Origin of the sequence: Ferrovibrio terrae (genome assembly GCF_943371255.1) — a bacterium.
Taxonomy (GTDB): domain Bacteria; phylum Pseudomonadota; class Alphaproteobacteria; order Ferrovibrionales; family Ferrovibrionaceae; genus Ferrovibrio; species Ferrovibrio terrae_B.
The window spans coordinates 1-16,531 of record NZ_CALRUC010000101.1; the positions used below are offsets into that span (position 1 = coordinate 1).

General features: G+C 63.1%; 21 protein-coding genes. 9 read left to right on the forward strand and 12 right to left on the reverse strand.

What is annotated here, in order from left to right; translation table 11 throughout:
* A partial coding sequence (locus tag AAG799_RS17780; protein WP_341898047.1) for an SDR family NAD(P)-dependent oxidoreductase occupies window positions 1-464 on the reverse strand: 464 nt, incomplete at its 3' end.
* A 92-nt stretch (window positions 465-556) separates the two neighbouring features.
* Between AAG799_RS17780 and AAG799_RS17785 the strand changes: the two genes are divergently transcribed.
* Window positions 557-1,048 carry a hypothetical protein gene (locus AAG799_RS17785; protein WP_341898049.1) on the forward strand — a complete coding sequence of 164 codons (492 nt, stop codon included), beginning with the start codon at window positions 557-559 and terminating at the stop codon, window positions 1,046-1,048.
* A gap of 150 nt (window positions 1,049-1,198) precedes the next feature.
* Complete coding sequence (locus AAG799_RS17790) at window positions 1,199-1,729, forward strand: hypothetical protein (protein ID WP_341898051.1); 531 nt, start codon at window positions 1,199-1,201, stop codon at window positions 1,727-1,729.
* An 18-nt stretch (window positions 1,730-1,747) separates the two neighbouring features.
* Here AAG799_RS17790 and AAG799_RS17795 read toward each other — a convergent pair whose 3' ends face one another.
* The gene (locus AAG799_RS17795; RefSeq protein ID WP_341898052.1) at window positions 1,748-2,380 is read right to left on the reverse strand and encodes a LysE family translocator; all 633 of its coding nucleotides are present in this window, start codon (window positions 2,378-2,380) and stop codon (window positions 1,748-1,750) included.
* Between the two features lie 49 nt (window positions 2,381-2,429).
* Window positions 2,430-3,023, reverse strand: a complete 594-nt coding sequence (locus AAG799_RS17800; RefSeq protein WP_341898053.1) for an intradiol ring-cleavage dioxygenase — start codon at window positions 3,021-3,023, stop codon at window positions 2,430-2,432.
* A gap of 165 nt (window positions 3,024-3,188) precedes the next feature.
* On the opposite strand from AAG799_RS17800, the gene AAG799_RS17805 reads away from it, so the two are divergent.
* From AAG799_RS17805 to AAG799_RS17830, 6 genes are all read left to right on the forward strand, one after another.
* The gene (locus AAG799_RS17805) at window positions 3,189-3,788 is read left to right on the forward strand and encodes a TetR/AcrR family transcriptional regulator (protein ID WP_341898055.1); all 600 of its coding nucleotides are present in this window, start codon (window positions 3,189-3,191) and stop codon (window positions 3,786-3,788) included.
* Between the two features lie 73 nt (window positions 3,789-3,861).
* Window positions 3,862-4,278 (forward strand): hypothetical protein, encoded by a 417-nt coding sequence (locus AAG799_RS17810; RefSeq protein WP_341898057.1) that lies wholly within the window; start codon window positions 3,862-3,864, stop codon window positions 4,276-4,278.
* A 129-nt stretch (window positions 4,279-4,407) separates the two neighbouring features.
* Complete coding sequence (locus tag AAG799_RS17815; RefSeq protein WP_341898058.1) at window positions 4,408-6,441, forward strand: TRAP transporter fused permease subunit; 2,034 nt, start codon at window positions 4,408-4,410, stop codon at window positions 6,439-6,441.
* Window positions 6,442-6,466: 25 nt separating this feature from the next.
* Complete coding sequence (locus AAG799_RS17820; RefSeq protein ID WP_341898060.1) at window positions 6,467-7,621, forward strand: TAXI family TRAP transporter solute-binding subunit; 1,155 nt, start codon at window positions 6,467-6,469, stop codon at window positions 7,619-7,621.
* Window positions 7,622-7,693: 72 nt separating this feature from the next.
* Window positions 7,694-8,047 (forward strand): VOC family protein, encoded by a 354-nt coding sequence (locus tag AAG799_RS17825; RefSeq protein ID WP_341898061.1) that lies wholly within the window; start codon window positions 7,694-7,696, stop codon window positions 8,045-8,047.
* Between the two features lie 69 nt (window positions 8,048-8,116).
* A complete protein-coding gene (locus AAG799_RS17830) occupies window positions 8,117-8,629 on the forward strand; it encodes a DinB family protein (RefSeq protein ID WP_341898062.1) in 513 nt (170 codons plus the stop codon).
* Here AAG799_RS17830 and AAG799_RS17835 read toward each other — a convergent pair.
* The 3 genes from AAG799_RS17835 to AAG799_RS17845 are packed head-to-tail and all read right to left on the reverse strand — an operon-like array spanning window position 8,626 to window position 10,927.
* Entirely contained in the window at window positions 8,626-9,129 is a 504-nt protein-coding gene (locus tag AAG799_RS17835; protein ID WP_341898064.1) for a hypothetical protein, read from the reverse strand. The genes AAG799_RS17830 and AAG799_RS17835 overlap by 4 nt on opposite strands.
* Window positions 9,130-9,136: 7 nt before the next feature.
* Window positions 9,137-9,667: a PAS domain-containing protein gene (locus AAG799_RS17840; RefSeq protein ID WP_341898066.1), complete on the reverse strand. Its 531-nt coding sequence runs from the start codon at window positions 9,665-9,667 to the stop codon at window positions 9,137-9,139.
* A gap of 9 nt (window positions 9,668-9,676) precedes the next feature.
* A complete protein-coding gene (locus tag AAG799_RS17845; RefSeq protein ID WP_341898067.1) occupies window positions 9,677-10,927 on the reverse strand; it encodes a threonine synthase in 1,251 nt (416 codons plus the stop codon).
* A gap of 345 nt (window positions 10,928-11,272) precedes the next feature.
* Between AAG799_RS17845 and AAG799_RS17850 the strand changes: the two genes are divergently transcribed.
* Entirely contained in the window at window positions 11,273-11,638 is a 366-nt protein-coding gene (locus AAG799_RS17850) for a GFA family protein (protein WP_341898068.1), read from the forward strand.
* Window positions 11,639-11,921: 283 nt separating this feature from the next.
* Here AAG799_RS17850 and AAG799_RS17855 read toward each other — a convergent pair whose 3' ends face one another.
* From AAG799_RS17855 to AAG799_RS17880, 6 genes are all read right to left on the reverse strand, one after another.
* Window positions 11,922-12,695: an outer membrane beta-barrel protein gene (locus tag AAG799_RS17855; protein WP_341898069.1), complete on the reverse strand. Its 774-nt coding sequence runs from the start codon at window positions 12,693-12,695 to the stop codon at window positions 11,922-11,924.
* Window positions 12,696-13,089: 394 nt separating this feature from the next.
* Window positions 13,090-13,413: a YkgJ family cysteine cluster protein gene (locus tag AAG799_RS17860; RefSeq protein WP_341898070.1), complete on the reverse strand. Its 324-nt coding sequence runs from the start codon at window positions 13,411-13,413 to the stop codon at window positions 13,090-13,092.
* 29 nt (window positions 13,414-13,442) lie between these two features.
* Window positions 13,443-13,652 carry a cold-shock protein gene (locus tag AAG799_RS17865; RefSeq protein WP_341898072.1) on the reverse strand — a complete coding sequence of 70 codons (210 nt, stop codon included), beginning with the start codon at window positions 13,650-13,652 and terminating at the stop codon, window positions 13,443-13,445.
* A 261-nt stretch (window positions 13,653-13,913) separates the two neighbouring features.
* On the reverse strand, window positions 13,914-14,666 hold the full coding sequence (locus AAG799_RS17870) for a transporter substrate-binding domain-containing protein (protein WP_341898074.1): 753 nt from the start codon (window positions 14,664-14,666) through the stop codon (window positions 13,914-13,916).
* Between the two features lie 83 nt (window positions 14,667-14,749).
* A complete protein-coding gene (locus tag AAG799_RS17875; protein ID WP_341898077.1) occupies window positions 14,750-16,036 on the reverse strand; it encodes a trypsin-like peptidase domain-containing protein in 1,287 nt (428 codons plus the stop codon).
* 9 nt (window positions 16,037-16,045) lie between these two features.
* The coding region (locus AAG799_RS17880; protein WP_341898079.1) for a hypothetical protein at window positions 16,046-16,531 on the reverse strand (486 nt) is incomplete at its 5' end.

Here is a 16,531-nt window from a genome sequence, read left to right on the forward strand (position 1 = left end):
TTGGAGCCGAACAGTCCGCCCACCGAGGAGATGATGATGATGGCGCCATGGCCGCGCTCGGCCATGCCGGGCGCCACCATGTTGCACAGCCAGTGGTTCGACTTGATGTTGACATCCATCACCTTGTCGAAGGCATCGTCGGGAATGTCCTTCGACGGGCCGAAATAGGGATTCACCGCCGCGTTGCAGACCAGCACATCGATCCTGCCCCACTGCTTCACCGTGGCATCGACGAGTGCCTGCAACTGCGCCTTGTCCGAGACATTGCAGGGCACGACAATCGCGTCGCCGCCCGCGTTTTTGATCTCCGCCGCCACTTTCTCGCAGGCCTCGGCCTTGCGGCTGGTCACCACCACCTTCGCGCCATGCTGTGCCATGCGCAGGGCAATCGCGCGGCCGATGCCGCGGCTCGAACCGGTGATGACGGCGACCTTGCCGGAAAGATCGAACAATGTATCGGACATGATGGCGTTTCCTGCGTTTCTGATTGGCAATGCAGCTTAAACACGGGGCCCGTCCTATGGGAACTGCCGGCCGGTACGCCTATATATCTGCGATGATGAAACGTCTGGCCTGCCTGCTTTTGCTTGCCGTTGCGGCAGCCGCCTGCGCTGCGCCCGCGACGCCACCACCGCCCCGCGTGGCGGTGTGGCAGGGCGACAGCACAGGCCTGCTGTTCATGCGCGTGATCGCCCCGGATGCCCTGCGCGATGCCCGGCTGACCACGCCCGATGGCCAGAAGATTCTGGCCCAGCGCGTCAGCCCGCCCGAGCCGGCGCCGGCCGGCAGTGGCGAGGGCTGGGGCCGGCCCAGCGTCGGCGTCGGCGGTTCGGCCGGCTCCGGCGGCGGCTTCGGCACCGGCATCGGCCTCAGTTTCCCGATCGGCGGTTTTGGCGGTGGCGGTCGTGCCAGTGGTCAATCGACGCAGGTGGAATTCGCCCTCGATCCGGCCCTGCTGGCACAATACCGCGCCCGGCCGGGCGACTGGCTGCTGGAGCTGAACTTCGGCAGCCGGGTCAGCACCCTGGCCGCGCCGCCGCTGCCGTAAATGGCCTTAAGCACCTGACATCCTAGGTAAAAGCTGCCGACGGGCAGCCGTCGCCCGGCCACGAAATGCCGGAAAACCGCCATTTTAACCATGGCACGCGGCTTGCTCCTCCTTCCTCAGGAAAAGATGTCCGGGACAGGAGTTGCCGTCATGGGAATTGCGTTGCTGTCGTTGCGTCAGGCCGAAAAGGTCGAACCCCAGCTCAAGGCCGCCATCAAGGGTGTGCCGCTGGCCCAGAAGGCCCTGGCCCAGGCTGCCGCCGCGGCTGCGCCCAAGCCCAAGACCCTGGCCGAAGCCGGCCTGAGTGCCCGCGAGCGCCTGGCGCTGCGTGAAGGCCCGGCCGAAGCCGTCGCCGCCGCCCTGAATGCGCGCCAGTATGTGCAGCAGATCGTTGCCAAGGAACGCGAAGTGACACGCGCCCAGATGGTCTGGGCGCTGGGCCGCATCGAGCCGACTGAAATCGACAACATGCTGCGCTCGCTGGCGAAGATGCGCGGCCGTTACGCCACGCTGGTGCTGGAATACGCACAGAACGAACGCCCGATCGGCACTGTCGCACTGGAAGAGCTGCGTGGCCTGCGTGTGCGGATCGAGGAATTCGAACGCGGCCTGGAAACCATCAAGACCGCCATCCTGGACGGCACCGCGGAAGTGGCCGGCGTCAAGGTCGCCCAGCTGTAAACGGGATCAGGCGCCGGTTCAGCGTCTCGCGTCGAGTGCGAGACGCAGGGCCAGCAGAGCGAACACGCCGCCGAGCAGGCGGTTCTGCCAGCGCACAAAGCCGGGCCGCGCGCCGAGGAATTCTCCCAGCCGTCCTGCCGCGAGAATGATCGCGCCATTGACGATGCCACCCGCCACATTCAGCACGCTGGCCAGGATCAGGGCCTGCGTCACCGCAGTATCGGGATCAGGCTGCATGAACTGCGGAAACAGCGCGAGAAAGAACAGCGCCACTTTCGGATTGAGAATGTTGGTGAGCAGGCCCTGACGGAACAGCGCCAGCAGCGGCACTGCCGGTGCGTCACCGGCCGGCGGCTGGAATCCGCCGCTGCCGCGCAACGCCTGCACCGCGAGATACAGCAGATAAGCCGCACCGGCCCAGCGGATGATTTCAAACATCACAGGTGCCAGCAGCAGCACGCCGCTCAGCGACAGACCGGCGATCACCGCATGGAAATAGCAGCCGACGCTGATGCCGGCGAGCGTGACAAAGCCGGCGATGCGGCCCTGCGCCACGCTGCGCGTCATGATCAGCAGCATGTCGGGACCCGGCGTCACCACCAGCGCGAAGGCGGCGGCGGCGAAGGTAAGCAGTGTGGCGAGATCCATCATTGGCGCTGACTCCTGTCAGTGCCAATGATGCTGGGACAGCGTGATTCGATCAACCGACCGGCAGCACAAAATCATAGCGCGCGATGGCCTGGTCCTGATCGCCCGCCATGCTGAGCAGCAGGCGCCTGTCAAAGATCATGTCGCGCGCATTGCCCGGTTCGCCCGGGAAATATAGCTGCGTGGTCAGGATGTCGCTGCGCGGCGGCTGCAGCTTCACATGCATATGGCGGGTGCGGCCCGGATACAGGCCGGGCACGACGGTCTCGAACTGCCAGCGCCCCTGCGCATCGGTGAACTGATGGCCGCGCAGGCGATAGCCGGTGTTGTCATACTGGCCGGCGGCATCGGCATGCCACAGATCGACCAGCACATGGGGCAGCGGCCGGCAGTTGCGCCCCAGCACCAGGCCGCCGACCCGCAGACGGGTGCCCGCCATGCCGGCCTCGAGCAGGCTGCCCCGAAGCGGCGACTGCGGCTTGAAATACGGCCCTTCGGTCTGTTCGGGCGTCACGCCATGGTCGTCGCCGCAGGCCGGTGTCGGCTCCAGCAGTCTTTGCTGGGCCTGGGCCGGCACATGGGCGGCAAACGGCAGGCTGCCAAGCAGGGCAGCCTGCAGCAGCAGGGCGCGGCGGGATTTCATCATGATGCTCCAGACGGTGGGATTTGCGGATGCCTTGGCCAGTGCACGGCCCAGAATCAGCCAACCTGCGCCGTGCAGCAGGCGGTAACGGCCGATTTGTGGCCGCCGTCACAGCCGGAAGCCGGTTTGGATTTGACTTAACGAACGATCGTTCGTAATGTTTTGACCATGAGCAAAGGACAGCAAACCCGTGCCGCCATCCTGACCGAGGCCCTCCGCGCCGCCAGCGTGGAAGGCTTTCAGGGCATCTCGATCGGCATGCTGGCCGACCGGCTGAAGATGTCGAAATCCGGCCTGTTTGCCCATTTCGGCTCGAAGGAAGAGCTGGAAATGGCCTTGCTGGACGAGGCCGCCCAGCGATTTATGGACACGGTATGGCAGCCGGCGATGAAGGCCCCCCGCGGGCGGCCGCGCATCGAGGTGCTGTTCAAGTCCTGGCTCGGCTGGAGCCTGAATCATGAGGATTTGCCGGGCGGCTGCCTGTTTGTGGCGCTGGCCGTGGAAGTGGACGACAAGCCCGGTCCGGTGCGTGACCATCTCGCCGAGCTGCAGGGTCAGTGGCAGTCAATGCTGACGCGCAGCGCCCAGATCGCCGTGCAGGAAGGCCATTTCCGCGCCGATCTGGACCCCAAGCAGTTTGCCTATGATCTGCAGGGCATTTTCCTGGCGATGAATTATTACCGCCGCCTGCTGCGCGACGGGTCGGCTGTTGACCGCGCCGAAGACAGTTTCCGCAGCCTGATTGCCCGCGCCCTGCCTCTCCACTGACAGTTTTTGACACCGGTACGCGTTAGTGTTTCCCCGTTAGTCCCCCAGACCTAACAACAAAAAGAGCCTCCCCATGACGACCATCGCCCCCTCGACCCCGCAGACCCTGCTAAAAAAGCACGATCGTTCTGACGCACTGCAGCAGGCGCGGCGCCTGCAGCCGACCGGCGAACGGCCGGCCTGGCTCGGGCCCCGCCCGGTGCTCAGCCCGAGCAAGGCCGAACTCGGCTGGCTCGACGGCGTCAACCAACCCGCCGTGTTCGACGGCCTCGATGCGCCCTGGTGGCAGCTGACCCTGCCCGCCCTCGGCAGTCTGGTTGAAACCTGGATCGAGCGTGCCCGCATCCGGCGCGAACTCACCAAGGTCGATGCCCGCAGCTTGCGCGATGCCGGCATCTCGCCCGGCGCGGCGGCCTTCGAAGCCGCACAGCATTTCTGGCAGGCGCCGATCGAGTTGCGCGATTATCCTGCCGACAAGGCCGGCGCTTAATCCCGCCCCTATTTCATCCTGCGGCATCTTCGGAGGCCGCAGGATGTGTTGATCCGCTGCGGCCCGCTCCCTAGACTGTCGGTCCGACAATCCGACCGACAGAAAAAAGTCGGCGCAGGGAGGATCATAATGCAGAAGCGTGCCGGCACCCATGGTGCCGACAAGGACGTTCGCGCCGATAGTATATCTGCGCCGGACATATCTGCCGCCGACCGCATGGTCGAGGAGCTGGCCTATCGCATTCTACCCGGCTGGCTGCAGGCCGCCTTCGGCACCCTGACCCTGGCTGTGATGGTGCTGGTGCTGAACCAGCAGTTCAACCTGCATCTGTTCGGCATCACGCTGGTCGAGAACCGCTATCTCTTCCTGCTCGCCGCCGCGACCCTGCCACTGGTCTTCCTCGCCTATCCCTGGCACCCGCGCGTGATGCGCTCGGCCGCCTGGCTCGGCTTCGATATCCTGCTCAGCCTCGTCACCATGGCGGCGCTGTTCTGGTTTTCCTGGAAGGCGGAAGCCATTCTCGGCGAAGGCTGGGAATTCGCCGCACCGGCGATGGCGAAAATCCTCGGCGCACTGCTGTGGGTGCTGATCCTGGAAGCGCTGCGCCGCACTGGCGGCACGCCGATCTTCATCATCGTCACCATCGTCTCGCTCTATCCGGTGGTGGCAGGCAAACTGCCCAGCCCGCTGAACGGCATCGACCAGCCGCTGGATGACACGCTGGCCTATCACATCGTTTCGGCCGAAAGCGCCTTTGGCATTCCGATGCGGGCGTTTGGCGAGATCGTCATCGGCTTCATCGTCTTTGGCGTGGCGCTGAACCACACCGGCGGCGGCAAATTCTTCAATGACATCGCCTTCGCGCTGGTCGGCCGCTGGCGTGGCGGCGCCGCGCAGGTCGGCGTGATCTCCTCCGCGTTGCAGGGCTCGATTTCCGGCAGCGTGATTTCCAACGTGATCTCGTCCGGCGTCGTCACCATCCCGGCGATGAAACGCACCGGTTTCCGCGCCGATTATGCCGGCGGCGTCGAAGCCGTGGCGTCTACCGGCGCCGTGCTGATGCCGCCGGTGATGGGGTCGACCGCCTTTGTGATGGCGAGCTTCCTCGGCATCTCCTATGGCGAGATCGCATTGGCTGCCACGGTGCCGGCGCTGCTGTTCTATTTCGGCCTCGCCATGCAGATCGATGCCTATGCCGCCCGCCTCGGGCTGAAGGGCATGAAGCAGGAGGAACTGCCGTCGCTGAAGCAGACGCTGAAGGACGGCTGGCTTTATATCCTCGTCTTCGCCGTGCTGGTCTGGCTGATGATCAACGAACAGCAGGAGGCCACGGCGCCCTTCGTGGCCACCGCTTTGCTGCTGGTGATCAACCAGATCCTGCCCAAAAACCGTCTGAGCTGGAAAAGCCTGGTCGAGCTGGTGCTGGCCACCGGCCGCGCACTGGCCGAACTGGTGGCGATCCTCGCCGGTGTCGGTTTCATCATCGGCGCCTTCTCGGTCACCGGCCTGGCCGGCACGCTGGCCAATGACCTGGTCTACATCGCCGGCGACAAGCCGATCGTGCTGCTGCTGATGGGCGCACTCACCAGCTTCATCTTCGGCATGGGGATGACGGTGACGGCCTGCTACATCTTCCTCGCCATCGTGCTGGCGCCGCCGCTGGTGAAGGCCGGCCTCGATCCGCTGGCCGTGCATCTCTTCATCATGTACTGGGGCATGATCTCGTTCATCACGCCGCCGGTGGCGCTTGCCACCTTCGCCGCCGCACCGCTCGCACGCGCCTCGCCATTCAAGATCGGCTTCCAGGCGATGCGGCTCGGTGCCGTCATCTACATCGTGCCGTTCTTCTTCGTACTCAATCCGGCGCTGATCCTGAAAGGCGAGCCGATGGATGTGGTGTCGGTGATCGTCACCGCCTTCATCGGCGTATGGCTGATCGCCGCCGCGATCCAGGGCTGGCTGATCGGTGCCGGCCGGCTGGACGGCACATGGCTGCGCCTGCTGGCGCGCATCATGCTGGCGCTCGGCGGTCTCGCACTTGCAGCACCGGGCGGCAACCTGATCCCGATCAGCAACATGTTACTGGCGGTGATCGGCGCGGCGCTCGCGCTCGGCGCTTTCCTGTTGCTCAAACTGGGTAACCGCGACACACTCAACGCATAAACAAGACATAAACGGGAGGACTACAATGCGTCACTATACCTATGCCCTGCTCGGTGCTGTCGCTGGACTCGCGCTGTCGGCCAGTGCTTTCGCACAGAAGCTGCCCGACCAGCTGACCTGGACGGCCTATGACGTCGGCTCCGGCGGTTACAACCAGGCGGTTGCCGTCGGCAATGCGCTCAAGAACAAGCAGAACATCACGCTGCGCGTGCTGCCCGGCAAGAATGACGTGTCGCGCACCGTGCCGCTGCGCGAAGGCAAGGTGCCCTTCTCGGCCAATGGTGTCGGCGGCACCTACATGGCGCAGGAAGCCGTTTATGAATTCGGTGCCAAGGAATGGGGCCCGCAACCGGTGCGCACCCTGCTGCTGAACAATTCCGATGCCCTGCTCACCATCGTCGCCGCCAAGGATACCGGCGTGAAGACCATGGCGGATCTGAAGGGCAAGCGCGTCGCCTGGGTGATCGGTGCGCCGTCGCTGAACCAGAACATCACCGCGCTGCTGGCCTATGCCAACCTGACCTGGGCGGATGTGCAGAAGGTCGAGTTCGGCGGCTTCGGCCAGGCCATGCAGGGCATCATCAACGGCCAGGTCGATGCGGCTTTCTCGTCCACCATTTCCGGCCCGGTCTACCAGCTCGCCTCCAGCCCGCGCGGCGTCGCCTATCCGACCGTGCCGCATGGCGACAAGGCCGGCTGGGAACGCCTGAAGGCCAAGGCGCCGTTCTTCGTGCCGTTCATGGGCGCCGAGGGCGCCGAGATGAGCGCCGCCAAGAAGGTGGAAGCCGCCACCTATCCCTATCCGGTGCTGATGACTTACGACAATGTCGATGCTGGCTTGGTCTATGCCATGACCAAGGCGATGGTTGAACTCTACGGCGACTACAAGGATGCAGCGCCCGGCAACAACGGCTGGGACATCAAGCGCCAGGTGTTTGACTGGGTGGTGCCGGTGCATGAGGGCGCCATCAAGTACTTCAAGGAAATCGGCGTCTGGAAGCCGGAATTCGACAAGGCCAATACCGCCCTGGTCGAGCGCCAGAAGACCCTGGCCGCAGCCTGGGCCACGCACGCCAAGGCGAGCCATGCCGATGACGCCGCCTTCATGAAGGCCTGGCAGAAGACCCGCGCCGATGCGCTGGCCAAGGCCAAGATGGATGTGTTCCTGACCGAGTGGTAATCGGCCACACCGATACCCACATGAAGACGGCCCGCCGGCGCACCCGGCGGGCCGTTTGCATTCGGGGGAGCCATGCCCGCCATTCCGATTCTGCCGTCCCGCAACCTCGACCGCACGGCCGCCTTCTACAGCCGCCTCGGCTTCGACCGGCAGCGCCGATATCCCGACTATCTGGTTGCCGTTCACCCGGATTTCGAAATCCATTTCGCCGGCGGCGGGGCGAATGCACCCATTATGCTGGACCCGCAGACCAATGCCTCGGCCTGCTATTTCCGTTGCAGCGATGCCGACATCCTGCATCGCGCCTGGCAGCCGCTTGCCCTGCCGCGCTTCAGCCCGATCGAAGACCGACCCTGGGGCCTGCGCGAATTCCATTTCGTCGATCCTGACGGCAACCTGATCCGCGTCGGCCATCCGCTGGCTTGAGTTTTGCGCAATTGCAGCAGGACAATTCCGCGCTTTCAAAACCACCCGCTGCCGGCTTAGGCTGCGCGCATGCCCGATGACCTGATGCTGCAGCATGTCCGCCGTTTCGGCCGCTATAACCAGTGGGCCAACCGGCGCCTGTATGATGCCTGTGGCATGCTGCCGGCGGCGGAATTCAGCGCGCCGCGGCCGAGTTTCTTCGGCAGCATCATGGCGACGCTGAACCACATCCTGGTCGGCGACAGCATCTGGCTCGGCCGCTTCACCGGCAACCCGCCGCCCGGCGTCACCCGGCTCGACCAGATCCTGCATGCAGAGTTTGCACCGCTGCGCGCCGCACGCGAAGCCAAGGATGCCGAGATCATCGCCTTTTGTGACGGCATGACGGATGAAAAACTGAACGACACCTTTTCTTACGCCAATATGCGCGGCGAGCGGTTCACCGACCCGCTGTTCCCGCCACTGATGCATTTTTTCAACCACCAGACCCATCATCGTGGCCAGGTGCATGGCCTGCTGAGTCATGCCGGCGTCAGCCCGCCGGAACTGGACATGATCTATTTCATGCGCGTGGCGGCCTAAACCTCGGCCGGCGTGAAAATCTGCGCGATCAGCAGCGTGACCACCGCGCCATCGGCATCGGCACTGGCGCCGCTTATGGGCAGCAGCAAAAATTCCACCGTGAACAGCCGGCCGTCGATATCGCGGTCGATGCGGGCATGGATCGCCTTGCGCGTCTGCACCACCAGGTCGCAGGCCCGCAGCGCCTGCATGGCGAATTGCGATTCCGGATGCTGGTCCATATACATGCCGGCCGGATCGACCTGCAGATGCGCAATGAAATGGTGACCGACACTGCGGTAGCGATAGCGCCGGTGTTCGGGCCCCGGCTCGACATCGACAATCACCAGCATGCCATCCAGATAGCCGTGACGCTGCGGATCGAGAAACTCCACACCGGGCAGGGCACCATCGCGCGACGCCTGCTGCCAGTCGCGATACAGGCGGTTGAGCCGCAGGGTTTCGAGCTGCTCGCCTGCAGCCAGGGTGGTGAAATTTGCGCCGCTGCTGGTGAAGGTCATCGTCGCATCACCCGGATCGTCTCGCGGCGTAAGGCAGGCGCGGCGCATCGGCCGGATAGAGCTGGGCGATCAACAGCCGGTCGATCATATGCGACGCGCCATCCACCAGCGGCAGCAACAGGTATTCCAGCGCATAGCGTTTGCCATCGATCCAGCGCGCCGCCGTGATATACACCGGCTGGCGCGCCTCCACCGCAAGACGACAGGCGAGCGGACCACTGGCGGCGACGGTGGGATCGTAATGCTCATCCATCCACAGGCCGGTGGAATCACGCCCGCGGCGCGCCACCAGATCGGTGCCGATCAGCCGGTAGTGAAAACGCAGGGTATCGGCCTGCGGACGCACAACGCCGACGATCAGCAATTGCCCGAGCAGATAGTTCAGCTTCAGCGGATCGATGAAGTCATGACCCGGCAAGCCGCCATCGACATGCGGTGCCGTGCGCCAGTCATCATAGAGGCGGCGCAGCAGGGGATGTGCGAGCCGGTCGGCTGAATCGAGGACGCCATAACGCAGATCCTTGACCCTGTCCGCCATCGCCGCCCCCTAGAGCCGGGCGTAGTCGATCGGGCCGTGCCGATCGAGCGGCGTGCCGCCATCGGGCATCGGATATTTCAGACCCGCCGCGCAGTTCCACAGCACCACGCGATCAGTGGGCTTCACCCGGCCGGCAGAGAGCGCCTGCCTGTAAGCGGCATAGGTGGCCGCCCCCTCCGGGCACATCAGGAAACCTTCCTGCTTCGCCACGTCATTCAGCGCCGCCGTGATGGCCGAGTCCTCGACGGCCATGGCAAAGCCGCCGGAATTGCGCACGGCATCCAGAATCAGGAAATCGCCAATCGCCGCCGGCACGCGGATGCCGGCCGCCACGGTATGCGCGTTCTCCCAGAGTTTGGCATGGCGCTCGTTGCCCTCAAACGCGCGCACGATCGGCGCGCAGCCCGCTGCCTGCACCGCGATCATCTTCGGGCGCTTGGCACCGATGAAGCCGATGGCTTCCAATTCCTCAAATGCCTTCCACATCCCAATGAGTCCGGTGCCGCCGCCGGTGGGATAGAAGATCGCGTCCGGCAATTCCCACCCGAGCTGTTCGGCCAGTTCCAGCCCCATCGTCTTCTTGCCCTCGATGCGATAGGGCTCTTTCAGAGTGGAGGTATCGAACCAGCCGGCAGCCGCCTTGCCGGCGCCGACGATCTTGCCGCAGTCGTTGATCAGGCCGTTGACCTTGTAGAGCCGCGCGCCCTGCAGCACGATCTCGTTCATGTTGACCTGCGGCGTGTCGTCGGGGCAGAACACCACGCTTTCGATACCGGCGCGGCTGGCATAGGCGGCGAGCGCGGCGCCGGCATTGCCGTTGGTCGGCATCGCCATCTTGGTGACACCCAGCTCTTTCGCCATGCAGACGGCGAGCGCCAGGCCGCGCGCCTTGAAGCTGCCAGTCGGCAGCCGGCCTTCGTCTTTCACGATGATCTCGCCGTCGCCGCGCAGCCCCAGCTGTTTCGCCAGCCGTGGCAGATTGAGGATCGGCGTCATCACCTCGCCGAGCGAAACGATATTCTCCGTGCGGCGCACCGGCAGCAGCTCGCGATAGCGCCACCAGTTCGGTGCGCGCGCGGCGATCTTCTGTTTCGTCAGTGTTGCCTTCACGCCGGCAAGGTCATACCGCACCAGGATCGGAAAGCCCTGGGGCGAGAGATTGTGCAACTGCCCGGCCGGCAGCCGCTCCCCGGTCATGCCGCATTCCAGATGGGTGACGAAATGCGGCGCCTCGGGGATCAGGCTGCGGTCGATGCTCATCAGGCGGCGCTCACGGAAAAGGCGGACGGAATACCAGTTTACACAGGGCCATCGGGGGGCGGGAGGGGGGATTCCCGCCGGGCTTCGTTCGGGTCCGTTCAGGTTCGTTGGGGTTCGTTGAGGTCCGTTAGGGTTCGTTCGGGTTCGCTGAGGTTCGTTCAGGTTCGTTGAGGTTCGGTGCCACTGAATACATTATTATGTGAATCTAAGGCTGGGCGACCAATACCTTGCCTGAAAAGAACATAGATAGTACGAGAGAGCGGCAAAACAAGCGGAGCCGCCCGGTTGATGCCACCGGCCCCTCAGAATATAACCTGTAAGTTATATATTAATCCGGAGACCGGCATGAGCGATCAGAAGAACACCTATAACGGCGGCTGCCATTGCGGCGCGGTGCGCTACAGCGTGATCACCGGCCACAATCCGCCGGTGATTTCCTGCAACTGCTCGATCTGCTCGAAGAAGGGCTCGCTGCTGAGCTTTGTGCCGGCCGACGATTTCAAGCTGATGGCCGGCAAGGATGCAGTGAGCGACTACCAGTTCAACACCATGAACATCCATCACCTGTTCTGCAAAACCTGCGGCGTGGAATCCTTTGCCACCGGCACGGCGCCGAACGGCAGCAAGATGGTGGCGATCAATGTGCGCTGCCTGGAAGGCTTCGATCTGGACTCGCTGGAGCCGGTGAAATACGACGGCAAGAGCGCGTAAGTCTGCGATCCACCCTGATTAAAAGAATCGTCACCCTCGACCTTGTGTCGAGGGTCCATCCCATGGTTATCGCAGGCGGGATGGGACAGATGGGTCCTCGGATCAAGTCCGAGGACGACGGTTCTTTGTTTTACGTCACCGGAAACCGGTGATAGGCGCGGGCGATGAGGCATTCCTCGTCGCCGGGCTGGCAGTCGCGGCAGACGATGGGGCGCACGTCATAAATGCCGCAGGCGACACGGTCGCCGCGTTTTTCCGACAGCGCCGCGCAGTGGCTGCCGGATCAGAAGTGCCAGGCGGTGCCGATGCGGAGGATATGCGTGGTCAGCTCCGCCTTGTTGTTGGTCCGGTAGGCTGCGACCGAAGCCGGGCTGCCGGGAACATTGTTGTTTTCGATCGTGCCCAAGTCGGCATAGAGATATTCCGCCTTGAGGCTCCAGGCCTTCGACATGGCATATTCCATGCCGCCGCCAACCGTCCAGCCGACCAGCATCTTGTCTTCCGCCAGACCCTTGGACTGGTAAGCAACGCCGATCTGCTTGAAGGTCTGGTCCACCCGGACCTGGGTCAGGGTGACGCCGCCGGTGGCAAACAGCAGCAGGCTGCCGGAGAAAGCCTCCGGCACGTATCCGACGCGCGGACGCAGGCTGGCGAAGAAATCGGTCTCCACCTTCTGGTCAAGCCGATACGTGTTGCCGGTCGACACCGTGGCCGTGATCGACGACGAGTCCTTCAAGCCGAGATAGCCGGCCTCGCCTTCCAGGCCATAGACGACCCTGTCGACCTTGACCTGATAGCCGCCATAGAGGCCGCCGGTGAAAGCCGCAGAGTCGAGATCCGTCGTGCGACGCCAGAAATTGCCGTCCGTAATGTCAGCGGCGAGCGGGCCGTTGAAGGCTCCCGTCGGGTTGAGGCTCATCTCCGCCTTGCCCATGGCGGTGCCGACGGTGAGGCCGGTATAGAAGCCGGTCCAGTCGGGGTCCGCGGCCTGGGCCGTGCCGGCAAAGCAGATAAGCCCGATGCAGGCCATCGTCATTCTGACCGATGTGTTACGCATGACCCAATTCCCCGTCAAAAACCCTGCCATGGACACGGTAGCGTTTTCGCTCTGCATCCCCACAGGCTGACTGATTAACTCATTTTACCGGGGTGAATCTATAGTTAAGGTCGCTTAAGTGGAGTTTATGGCTGAGGCACAATCTTTAATTGCCAAACCATTTACAGAGCACACCCCATGCGGTGACCGATCCCGATCCGGAAAAACGCCCGTGCCATCCGCGCCTATGAGAAGGCCGGATTCAAACGGGATGACAAGGGTGGCTTGCGCGAGACGCCCTGATTAAAAACATCGTCAGCCTCGACTTTGTGTCGAGGGTCCACCCCATGGTTATCGCAGGCGGGATGGGACAGATGGGTCTCGGATCAAGTCCGAGGACGACGGTTCTTTGTTTTTATGTCACCGGAAACCGGTGATAGGCGCGGGCGATGAGGCATTCCTCGTCGCCGGGCTGGCAGTCGCGGCAGACGATGGGGCGCACGTCATAGATGCCGCAGGCGACACGGTCGCCGAGTTTTCCCGACAGCGCTGAGCAGCGGTCGCCATCGCAGCGCATCCGGCCCGCTTCGTCATCGACAAAACGGGCCGGGATGCGCGCGAGCGCGGCATCGTCTTCGAGCGAGAAGCGGGGCCAGTCACGCGAATACGCGCAACAGGCGCCACAGCTCTGGCAATCGAAGGACGCCGCGCCCGGGTCTTCTTTCGTCTGTTCGATCAAGCGATGGGCTCGATCAGGCAGGCGTCAGATCAGGCGGCCTGCAGGCTGCGCACGGCAACCTTGCCAGAACGGCTGTCCTGCTCGGTGTCGAAGGAGACCTTCTGGCCTTCCGACAGCTGGCTCATGCCGGCACGCTCGAGAGCGGTGGCGTGCACGAACACGTCCTTGCCGCCGTCTTCCGGCTGAATGAAACCAAAACCCTTGGTGGAGTTGTAGAACTTAACGATACCAGTCTGCATGGGATATTCCTTAGTCCGTAGAGATGAGCCAGATGCACAAGCCACAACGATGCCGTGGCCCCCATAAGGCTTTCGATGTTTTGGAGAGAAAGTCGGAATGATGCGCCCGGCATAACCAGGGCGGACAGCCAGAAGGTCCGGCCAAAATGTCGATGGCGCGGACCCTAGGCTTTAATTGCGGCGAATACAAGGCCGATCTTTGCTGCAGGCCGGAGCATCGCATCCGTAGAGAATTCGCCAGTTTCCAGCCGATGCGGCTGCTTATTCGTAGCGTTCGAGGATGCGCCGCACCGCGCCGCTGGCAACGACGCGGTGCAGGGCGGCTTCAAGGCTGGCGACCTGCTGCACCATCGGCGACTGCCGCGACACCACGATATAAGAGTCGCGGCCCGGCACGCGATAGGGCGACATCTGGAGCGGAAAGCCGGTCTGGCGCAACAGCCACAGCGCCTGCAGCTCGGGCATGATCGCGGCATCGACGCGGCCGACCACGGCGAGCCGCAGCGCGGCGGTATAATCATCGACCGCAATCCGGGCCAGGCCTTCGTCGGCATCGAAGCGATCGAAATAGGTGGCGCCTCGCAACACGGCGATGCTACGGCCCTGCAGGTCGTCATAGCCGCGGATCGGCGACGCGGTGCGGGCCTGCAGGAAAATCTTCGGCTCCTGCGGCAGCGGCGGTTCGAGGTAGTGCAGATAGCCCTCGCGCTCGGCCGAGCGGTTGGGGCCCAGCATGATATCGGCCTCGCCCGCCTGCATGACGCGGAAGGCGCGCGCAAACGGCAGCTCGATGAAATCGAGCTGCAGCCCGGTTTCGGCGGCCACCAGGCGCAGGATGTCGACATAGATGCCGGTGTAATACGGCGCACCATTGGCCGAACCGACGATGCGATAGGGTGGCGCATCATTGATCAGGACGCGAGCGGTCTGCGGGCCGGCAGTTTGCGCCGAGGCAGAACCCGCGAACAGAAGCGCCAGCGCGGCAAGCAGGGGGCGTATCAGAAAGCCCAACATGCCACCGACGATACTGCCGGAGCGGCCATGGCGCAAACGGGACCGACCCCGGCAGCACCAACTCAGGTTCCGGCCAGATCGATTTACTGCCCTTGCGTGGCCTTCAGGGCAGCATCGACGATACCTTTCGCTGCAGCCGACATGATGCCGTAGTTGATGCTTTCGGGATTTCCCTGCCGTGCCAAAGCCCGGGTATGCACACCGATCACCGCCTGGAGCTCGACATCGATCACTGGACCACCGGAATTGCCGCCTGCCGTATTCGCATTGTGCCGAAACTCGTTTGCCTTGACCGACTGGTCATACTCGTCATATCCGGTCTCGCCGGGTGACAGACGTTTGATGCCTGTCTCACCCACTGTCCTGAATGGCGTGCGGAAGTATTCGTCGAACTGACGCACCGTCATGTCGGATGGTCGGCCCGGATACCCGATCACGGCGATCCGTGTGGCATACTTGTATTCATCGGTGGCGCGATCCTGCAAAGGCAGAACCGGCGGCAGGCGCGCTTCATCCTGGGCGCTGGGCAACAGGATCAGGACGGCGAGGTCAACATTGTCATCTGGAGTCAGAATGCCGACGACGCGGACCAGATGAGTTGCCGGTCTTTGCGGACAGCCATTGCCCGCCTGCAGATCAAACTCGTGGTGAAAGCGGATCACGGTGGCCGGGGTCTCCCTCAGCTTCCACTCCTTGGTGTTCGGGTCCCGGGCGGCCAGGTTGAAGTCGGTAATGACATGCCGGTTTGTCAGTACATGCCTGGGGCCGACCAGAAAGCCCGTTCCAACAGCCGGCGTTCCATTCTGGCTGAGTTCGATCCGACCGACACTGCGCCCCATCTGCAGCAGCTTCAGCAGGTTCTGCGCCAATGCCCCGCGATAGTCCTTGGGGTCGGCGGGTGCCCAGATTGCTGAGTCGCAGACAATGAACAGGGGGCCGAAGAACTGCGCAAAGGCTTCATTGACAGGTTGGATCAGATCGAAAGGAATGTCGGAATCCGGCTTGGTGGTAACCTCCCGTGCCGTCGAATAGGCCACAAGCGTGCTTTGAACCGCCTCATACCGCTTTTCAATATTTTCAGCCGATTCCCGCCCCCGCATCGACACGTTTCGCGCCTCTGCGGATCGCGCGGTGCCAAGCTTGTCCTGCAGTTCTTTCGCCTGCTGGCCAAGCTCATCGATACGATTGTCGAGAATACGCACGGTCTTTTGCTGCTCTTCCGGACTGAGAGACTCGACCTTGCTCCTTATCGCCGCCGTCATCTTAGCAGCCGCATCGGTCGTTATCGGCGTCGGCAACGTGTCTTGTGCCACACCGGGGCCAGATGCGAGCGCCAGAAATCCGACCGCAGCAAGCAGTAAGCTCCGCATGGCGATACCCTAGCGCAGCGCATTCAGGGCAGCATGCATCTTCTCGGTCTTGTCACGCAAATTCTCATACTGACTCTTGATGTTTTCGATCTCGCCCACTGAGAATTTGATGAAACCTATGATTTCCTCGATGTCATACCTGTCGTCTGTTGCCTCGGCCAGCTTCACTTTTATATCAGCAAAAAACTTAGCTACATTTTCAGGTGGCGGCAGCGTGCGCAGCATGTCGTACTCCGCGAGCGCCACATGGGTTTTCATGGCCGCCTCCAGAATTTCGAGTTTCTGAGTCGTTGTATTGAATGTTTTCATACGATCGAACTGCAGCTTTGGAACAATAAGGGCCGCGCGCAGCCGGGTGTTGTGGAAACTCTGGAGATCCCTTGGATTCGCCAGTATGTCGTAGGCCTCATTGACTTCCGCCTTATTCTGATCGACGAACTCCCTGAGCTTGCCCCTCTGCTGTATGATTACCGCGGTTCGCAGCAAAGTCTTTCC

Coding starts and splice junctions, on each gene's coding strand:
- AAG799_RS17835 (WP_341898064.1), bottom strand. CDS start 9,129: ATGACCTTCACCAGCAGCGGCGCAAATTTCACCACCCTGGCTGCAGGC.
- AAG799_RS17785 (WP_341898049.1), top strand. CDS start 557: ATGATGAAACGTCTGGCCTGCCTGCTTTTGCTTGCCGTTGCGGCAGCC.
- AAG799_RS17790 (WP_341898051.1), top strand. CDS start 1,199: ATGGGAATTGCGTTGCTGTCGTTGCGTCAGGCCGAAAAGGTCGAACCC.
- AAG799_RS17820 (WP_341898060.1), top strand. CDS start 6,467: ATGCGTCACTATACCTATGCCCTGCTCGGTGCTGTCGCTGGACTCGCG.
- AAG799_RS17800 (WP_341898053.1), bottom strand. CDS start 3,023: ATGATGAAATCCCGCCGCGCCCTGCTGCTGCAGGCTGCCCTGCTTGGC.
- AAG799_RS17865 (WP_341898072.1), bottom strand. CDS start 13,652: ATGCAGACTGGTATCGTTAAGTTCTACAACTCCACCAAGGGTTTTGGT.
- AAG799_RS17850 (WP_341898068.1), top strand. CDS start 11,273: ATGAGCGATCAGAAGAACACCTATAACGGCGGCTGCCATTGCGGCGCG.
- AAG799_RS17815 (WP_341898058.1), top strand. CDS start 4,408: ATGCAGAAGCGTGCCGGCACCCATGGTGCCGACAAGGACGTTCGCGCC.
- AAG799_RS17845 (WP_341898067.1), bottom strand. CDS start 10,927: ATGAGCATCGACCGCAGCCTGATCCCCGAGGCGCCGCATTTCGTCACC.
- AAG799_RS17810 (WP_341898057.1), top strand. CDS start 3,862: ATGACGACCATCGCCCCCTCGACCCCGCAGACCCTGCTAAAAAAGCAC.
- AAG799_RS17840 (WP_341898066.1), bottom strand. CDS start 9,667: ATGGCGGACAGGGTCAAGGATCTGCGTTATGGCGTCCTCGATTCAGCC.
- AAG799_RS17830 (WP_341898062.1), top strand. CDS start 8,117: ATGCCCGATGACCTGATGCTGCAGCATGTCCGCCGTTTCGGCCGCTAT.
- AAG799_RS17875 (WP_341898077.1), bottom strand. CDS start 16,036: ATGCGGAGCTTACTGCTTGCTGCGGTCGGATTTCTGGCGCTCGCATCT.
- AAG799_RS17825 (WP_341898061.1), top strand. CDS start 7,694: ATGCCCGCCATTCCGATTCTGCCGTCCCGCAACCTCGACCGCACGGCC.
- AAG799_RS17805 (WP_341898055.1), top strand. CDS start 3,189: ATGAGCAAAGGACAGCAAACCCGTGCCGCCATCCTGACCGAGGCCCTC.
- AAG799_RS17855 (WP_341898069.1), bottom strand. CDS start 12,695: ATGCGTAACACATCGGTCAGAATGACGATGGCCTGCATCGGGCTTATC.
- AAG799_RS17795 (WP_341898052.1), bottom strand. CDS start 2,380: ATGATGGATCTCGCCACACTGCTTACCTTCGCCGCCGCCGCCTTCGCG.
- AAG799_RS17870 (WP_341898074.1), bottom strand. CDS start 14,666: ATGTTGGGCTTTCTGATACGCCCCCTGCTTGCCGCGCTGGCGCTTCTG.